This is a genomic window from Embleya scabrispora DSM 41855, assembly GCF_000372745.1.
Taxonomy (GTDB): Bacteria; Actinomycetota; Actinomycetes; order Streptomycetales; family Streptomycetaceae; genus Embleya; species Embleya scabrispora.
In genome coordinates, this window is sequence record NZ_KB889613.1 from 1 (window position 1) to 6,339 (window position 6,339).

Consider the following 6,339-nt stretch of genomic DNA (forward strand, 5'->3'; position numbering starts at 1 on the left):
CTTCCTCAGTTCATGTTCCAGCTGCCGCTCGCGGTCCGATTTCGGGCTTTCGTCGGATTCCGCGTTGCCCTCGTGGGAGAGGCGATATTGCTTCACCCAGCCCCTGAGCGTCGTTTCGTTGACTCCGAGCTCGGTGGCGACGCGGGCGATCGGGCGCGGGCCCTCGATCACCAGGCGGACGGCCTCTTCCCTGAACTTCTGCGGATATCTAGGTGGCACGTTCTCTCTCATTTCCGAATCTCGACAACCCTACGCGGGTCGCTGTCCGGAAGAAATAGAGCACCTCAGTCGGCCGCGCACGCCCGTCGTTCGGTCGTCAGTCGTACCAGAAGTCGGGTGCCGGTTCGGTCGCCCTGGTCTCCTTGAGGATCCGCTCCCGATACCAGCCGATCACCCTGGTCACCGCCTCGAAGGCGTCCTCGTAGTCGCCCGTGTCGGTGGGCTCGGGAGGGACGTCCGCGGGTTCGGCGGGATCGTGCACGAAGGACCACCTCGGAGCGGGCCGGCGACGCCGTGCGGCGGCCGGGTCAGTCTGCGGAAACACCCGACTGTTTCACGCGCCGCCCGACAAGTCGCCCCACCCTGCGCCCGATCGAGCCGACCGGCCTCAGGGGGCGGGGTGCTGGCGCCCGCCGGGCGCTACGTTGGCGGTCGGCGATCACCTCGGGGGGCGATGATGGCGGGTCGGGATCTGCGGGCGTTGTTCGGCACGAACGACGAACGGCTGGCGACCGACGAGGCGTTCGTGAACCGGCAGGCGCAGTGGCTGCTGTTCGCCGACGCGCTCGCCGGGCATCTGCGGCACGTCACCGATCCCGGATTCGACGTCGAGGACCTCGAGGCGCCCCGGGACAACGTGCTGGTGTTCCACGGCATCGGCGGGATCGGGAAGTCGACGCTGTCGCGGAAGCTGGAGGCGGCACTCGCCGGGGCCGAGCATCGCCCCGCGCAGTGGGGAGAGCCCGCCTGGGAGGCGGAGCGGATCCTGCCCGTGCGGGTCGATCTCGCCCGCTCGGGCGGCGTGGACTTCGAGGGCGTCGGACTCCGCCCCCAGGGATTCCGTCGCGATACTTCGACGCGCCTGGAGTCGCCTTGACGCCCAGACGATCCGTGAAGCGGCCGGTCAGGATCCCGGTGAGGTCCGCCGCATCGTCACCGACGTGCGAGGCGTCCTCGACGAGATCGAAGCCCATCTACCGGCCACCGCAGCCGAATTCTCCCGATCGGGAGATGCCCTCGGTTCGTAGCGTTGCGGACGCACCAGCGGCGCGTTCTCCCAATTGGGAGAACGCGCCGCTGGTGCGTCCGCAACGCGCTGTAGGGAACGCGATCCGGGCGGTACGGCACGTTCAACCCACTCGGATGCAACGATCTCGCTGATCGACGCCGATGGCTTCGATCAGTCGCGGGCGATGCACGACGGCATTCGGCGCGTCAGTCGTTGCCGTACTCGGGTTCGCGGCCGAGGATCTCGTCCACGTCCCCCTCGGTGTCGAACTCGGTGTCCAGATTTGCCCGTGCAAGCAGTTCGTAGCTGTTCAGAACCAGCTGGCACGTTGGGCAACTGAAATACTCCGCGCCGACGGTCAGCGTTACGGAGATGTCGTCGAGGTCGTAGTTCTCGAGTTCCTCGTTGAAGCCGAAGCCGAAGCCGAAGCCGGGGTGGGTCGGGTAGTGAATTTCGGTGTTGTCGACCGCGTCGCCTTCCAGGAGCCCGACCGACTGACAGGCGGGACACTCTGCGGCGGTGCTGTATGCCATCAACGCCGACAGGTCCCGAGTGGTCCACTCCGCAGCGATTCTTGCGGGAACGTTGCCTTCGCGTCGTTGCTGGAGGCGCTGTTTGGCCCTCTCGATCAGGGCTTCGGCGCGCTGCTCGATGTTCTTGGCGTTCTGGTCGAGGTGTTGTGTGACTGTGGCCTCGCGATCGCTGCCTACGAGTTCGTCGAGGTCGCGATCGAGTGCCGTCACCAGGATGGCGGCCTAGGCCCAATACCTCGGCCACCAGAGATGCGCCGGGATCGCCATGAAGCCGGTACCACTGCTGTGGAGGTACTCGTTCCGGCCATTGATGATCTTCATGGCTTCGGACTGGTCGAAGGGCTTGAACGCTCTATGACATCGGGCCATGAGCGTTTTCGCCCGGACCGATGTGAACTTGGCATCTCCTTTGACGAGTCCGCTCGCGATGAGAAGGTTCGAGCCTTCCTCGTTCGGCTCTGCGATGAGGAGAGGAGAGACACGGGCAAGGGCGGCCTTGGCCAACAGCTCCAACGCCAGAGCGGCCCACAAGGCATGTTCGTCGAACCCTCTTGAATCGTCGTCGTCCATGGCCCGGTTGAGGAAGAGCTTCGCCTTCATCCAGAGCGCCTCGTGGTCGAAGGGCGCGCTCATAGCGTCTCGCGCTTCAGACGAAAGCTGACCCGTTGGACTTCCCGCTGTGGTTCAGCGTGCATGCCGTGGCCGCAGTCCGCACACGTCAATCCGACCTTGCGCCCATGGACCTGCGGCCACTCCAGGCCGCGGCCCAGGCCCGGCAGGCTCGTGTCGAGTCGACCGAGTTCCGGGTGGATCGCCGTGAACGCCATGTGGACCTCCCCAACCCATGACACCCGACAAAATTTCGCGAGCAGCACGAAATCCCGAAAGTCAGAAAATCGGAACGATTCGCGCAAGGGCTGGTCAGGGAGAAATCAGCCCCCGAATCGCTTGCTCGCCGCCCGTAGCCGTGACAGTCGCGAGTGCGGTGTGTCCGCCCGTGGTATCGGCACGTCCATGACGATCACGGTCCCGTCCGAGCCGATACTGGCCGCCCCGGTCGAGTCCTTGCCGGGGTCGGGGGTGTTCGAGCCGAAGTGGGATGGTTCTCCAGACGCTGAAAGGTGTCTCATTCGACTGACTCGTTGAGCCTTCTGTGGCCATCCGAGAGGTTGCCCGTTGGGGCCGGCGTCGGGTTCTTCGGCACCGGAGGTCGTCGTGCGGCGTCGGGTGTGGCGGTCAGGGGGTGGGGTTGTGTGCGAGCCAGTCCTGGAGTTCGCGGTGGCGGAACTGGTAGGCGATCCCGGCGGTGCGCAGGAGCCCCGCCCCGGTGGCCCAGTGCAGGAATCGGCCCAGGCGCCACGGCAGCGTGCGGGGGCCGACCCGGACACACAACAGGAACGCCAGATACCGCATCCCGGCGGACGCCTTTAGGAGCCCGAACGCGAACCCGACCATGAGCGTGAACGCGAATGGGGGCGCGATCCCTTTTGTGATCCCGAGCATGGTCCCGAGCCCCAGTACGCTCCCGAACACGATCCCGAGCGTGATTCCGAATGCGAGGTCGGCACGGACGAGGTTGCGTGGGTCCTTGACCTCGGTCCCGCCATCGTTGCTCAACCCGGCGCTGAGCCCGAACGGAAGTCCGAGCATGATTCCGGCCACAGACGGGAACGCGTTCGTGAGCACGCCCTTGAGCGCGTTCGTGAGCACGTCTGTGGACCCGTCGTTCGCGATTCCGAGTGTGATCGCGAAGGCGATCACGAAAGCGATTCCGACCGTGAGGCTGAGTGCGAGTTTGGTGAGGGCCTTGCGTCGGCCCTGTGGTGTGCAGAGCTGTCCGGGGTCCAAGCGGGTGGGTCGAGGCCAGTACCGGGGCCGGTAGACGGTGAGCAGGACGGTGCCGCAGGCCGCGCCCACACCGATCGCCACTGGTCGGGAGCTCCCGACTACGGATGACGAGGCGTAGGCCGTCGCGGCGTACCCGAGGATGCCCGCTGTGATCATCACCTGCAGGAGGTGGACGACGTGGGGGCGTCGGCCGGCGAGCGGCCAGAGTTCGTGGGGCACGAGGTCGGTGCCGGACAGGCCTCTGCCGCCCACCATGGGTGCGGTGGTGGTGTTGGTGTCGAGGTGGCGGGCGAGGACGTGCAGCCACGCGTGGGCCTGTTCCGGAGTGTGGCCCAAGAGTCCGCGAGGGGTGGGGTGTTCGGTGGCGGCGCGGACGTAGAGCCGGTTGAGGTGCTCGCGCAGGGCCGTGTCGTTCGCCAGAGCGGGGGACAGGAGGCTGCGGGGCGCATGCGGGTATGCGCCCGTTTCGAGGTGGCGTTGTTCGTGGACCATGACGGCGGTGGTCAGTCGCCAGGGTGTGGACAGGTTCCGGGCGAGAGCCCCTGAAGGATCGGTGTCCAAGGCGTGGATCACCTCGCGCCACCGATGGGGGTCGTCGACGCGGGCGAGCACGAAGTCCCTGGCCTGGGCGGGGGTGACGCCGATGATCTCGACGCGGGCGGCGCTCTTGGCCCAGGTGTCGAGCGCCTCGTAGGGGCCGCTGCGGCAGGTCAGCACGATCTCGGCGCGGGTCCGGCCGCGTGTGTACGCGTTCAGCGTCTCCAACGCCCGTCGTGCACGCGGCCCGCCGCGCGGGTGCGGGCCGCCCGTCGTGGTGCCGGCGGCGTCCATCTCGTCCAGCCCGTCCAGGACGGGCAGGACCATCCCCGCCTCGACCAACGCCCGCGCGGCGGTGGGGGAGAGCCGGTACACGCGTTCCAAATGATCACGCACCCATTCCTCGAAGGCCCGGCCCGCGTCCGCGCCGTTCCCGGTGGCGAGCGGGGTGGTCCACGAGGCCAGGGACATCCGCACCGGCACCGGGTCCCCGGGAGCGCGGCTCTCCAGGATCGCGAGGAGGAGTTCGAGGGCCAGGACGGTCTTCCCGGATCCCGGGGCGCCGGTGATCACCAGACGGCCCGGCCGCAACCTGCGGTAGTAGTCGACGACCGTACCCAGACGTCCGTCGGGATCCGCCCCCTCGGCGTTGTGCGCCGGAGCAGGACGCAGGACGAAACGCAGGTCGATCGGCGTGTGGTCGTCACCCAACAGACGGGCCCGCTCCGGGGACTCGGCACGGGTGACCAGGACGGCCAGCCGGGCCGCCACCACGACGACGTCCGTGTCCTGCGACCGCAACGCGGTCCGTGTCATCCACGCCGACCACACCGCGACACCCAGCCCCGGCAACGCGATCGACGCACTCGCCCAGTCGACATCCCCGCGTTCGGCGTCGTGCGATCCCCACACGACGAGCCAGACCACCCCCACCACACACAACAATGCCCAGGCCCAGCCGGCCGCACGTCCCCCACGTTGCCCCATGGCCAGCCATCATGTCGACCCGAACCGGCGCCCGCCGGACTTTGCCGGATCGCGACCCGAGGATGACCTTGAAGCCGTGAGACGCAGCGGCGCAGGCCGAAGGCGTACTACTTGGGCTCACCCCCCTCGGGACGGCGGGCCGCCTCATGTTGCTGTGCGGCACGCGGGGGTGGTGTCGCGCGGCGATCGCCCCGCCCACCCTCCGGTCGAGTCCGCCGCGACCGGGGGAGCGGGACCGCGGGCGCGGCCCGGCGGGGCGGCGGGGAATGAACCCGGGACGGGGCCGGTTGTGATCGGCGTCGGTGAGGGTGTGCTCCCGGGCCCAACCATTGCCTCCGTGGAATACCGGTTCGGCCGGAGCCACGGTGTGCCTTCCGCCGTGAGGCGGCCACGCTCACCGACCTTCGACTTGTCGCGGCGCCATCCCGAACCTTCGGGGCGGCGCCGTTTCGCATGTCTTGTTACCGGGACCGCGCTGCGTGGGTAACGCCCGGACCGGGCCGTGGCCTGCGCGGGTGACGAATCCGTTACCCGCCGGTAGGGCCCCGGGTATCTCCCGCGCGGGTCCGGCGGCGCGGTCTACGGCTGGTCGCTTTGCGCGTCGCCCGCCTTTGTCGTCGCCGTCCCGGTCGTCTCTCCGATCGCGTCGGTGAGCGCGCGGAGTACGGTCACTCGCTTCCCGTCGTGGATCGCGTCGGCCGGGTCCGCCCGGTCGGGCGGAGCGTTGTGCGCGGGGCGCCGGGCGGGTCGTTCCGGTGGTGGTCCGGGCGTGGTCGGGAAGCGGTTCGGCCCGGGCGTGTGTCCGCCGGAATCGGGGTGATGGGTGCGGTGTGGGTCGTTACGGTGGTGGGGTGAGCGCCGAGCAGTTGTCGAGTCCCGCCGTCCGATCCCCTCGTTCGGTCCGGGTGTCGGGTCGTGGTGTGGTCCTGCGTGATCTCGTCCCCGGCGATGTCCGTGCGGTGGGGGAGGTGTTCGACGCGGAGGTGGTGCGGTTCCTGGGGTTCGNGGTGCGTGACGAGGCCGAGACCCGCGCCTACGTGGAGGAGAACATCGAACTCGCCCGGTGCGAACCGCGGACGAAATACCTGCTGGTGATCGAGTCCGCCGAGGACGCTTCGGTGGTGGGGACGATCGCGTTGGTGATCGAGTCGCCGGGCGTGGGCAGCGTTGGGTTCGCGGTGCGCCGGTCGGCGTGGGGCCGCGGCT

General features: G+C 68.6%; 7 protein-coding genes. 2 read left to right on the plus strand and 5 right to left on the minus strand.

The window, feature by feature from the left end; translation table 11 throughout:
- Positions 1-231: transposase (locus tag A3IC_RS64685; RefSeq protein ID WP_026218167.1), on the minus strand; the 231-nt coding region annotated here is incomplete at its 3' end.
- 85 nt (positions 232-316) lie between these two features.
- Entirely contained in the window at positions 317-481 is a 165-nt protein-coding gene (locus A3IC_RS68570) for a hypothetical protein (protein WP_020550314.1), read from the minus strand.
- A gap of 195 nt (positions 482-676) precedes the next feature.
- Here A3IC_RS68570 and A3IC_RS0112105 point away from each other — a divergent pair, with 195 nt between their 5' ends.
- Positions 677-1,096 carry a hypothetical protein gene (locus tag A3IC_RS0112105; RefSeq protein ID WP_158695927.1) on the plus strand — a complete coding sequence of 140 codons (420 nt, stop codon included), beginning with the start codon at positions 677-679 and terminating at the stop codon, positions 1,094-1,096.
- 338 nt (positions 1,097-1,434) lie between these two features.
- Here A3IC_RS0112105 and A3IC_RS66715 read toward each other — a convergent pair whose 3' ends face one another.
- The 3 genes from A3IC_RS66715 to A3IC_RS0112120 form a co-directional block, all read right to left on the minus strand.
- Positions 1,435-1,971, minus strand: a complete 537-nt coding sequence (locus A3IC_RS66715; protein WP_020550316.1) for a hypothetical protein — start codon at positions 1,969-1,971, stop codon at positions 1,435-1,437.
- A gap of 12 nt (positions 1,972-1,983) precedes the next feature.
- Positions 1,984-2,394, minus strand: a complete 411-nt coding sequence (locus tag A3IC_RS66720) for a hypothetical protein (protein WP_020550317.1) — start codon at positions 2,392-2,394, stop codon at positions 1,984-1,986.
- A 603-nt stretch (positions 2,395-2,997) separates the two neighbouring features.
- Positions 2,998-5,133 (minus strand): NACHT domain-containing protein, encoded by a 2,136-nt coding sequence (locus A3IC_RS0112120; RefSeq protein WP_205354403.1) that lies wholly within the window; start codon positions 5,131-5,133, stop codon positions 2,998-3,000.
- A gap of 983 nt (positions 5,134-6,116) precedes the next feature.
- Between A3IC_RS0112120 and A3IC_RS73465 the strand changes: the two genes are divergently transcribed.
- The coding region (locus tag A3IC_RS73465; protein ID WP_425387329.1) for a GNAT family N-acetyltransferase at positions 6,117-6,339 on the plus strand (223 nt) is incomplete at its 3' end.

Bases quoted from the DNA above. Each gene is read 5' to 3' on its own strand.
- A3IC_RS0112105 (WP_158695927.1), top strand. From the start codon at position 677: ATGGCGGGTCGGGATCTGCGGGCGTTGTTCGGCACGAACGACGAACGG.
- A3IC_RS66720 (WP_020550317.1), bottom strand. From the start codon at position 2,394: ATGAGCGCGCCCTTCGACCACGAGGCGCTCTGGATGAAGGCGAAGCTC.
- A3IC_RS0112120 (WP_205354403.1), bottom strand. From the start codon at position 5,133: ATGGGGCAACGTGGGGGACGTGCGGCCGGCTGGGCCTGGGCATTGTTG.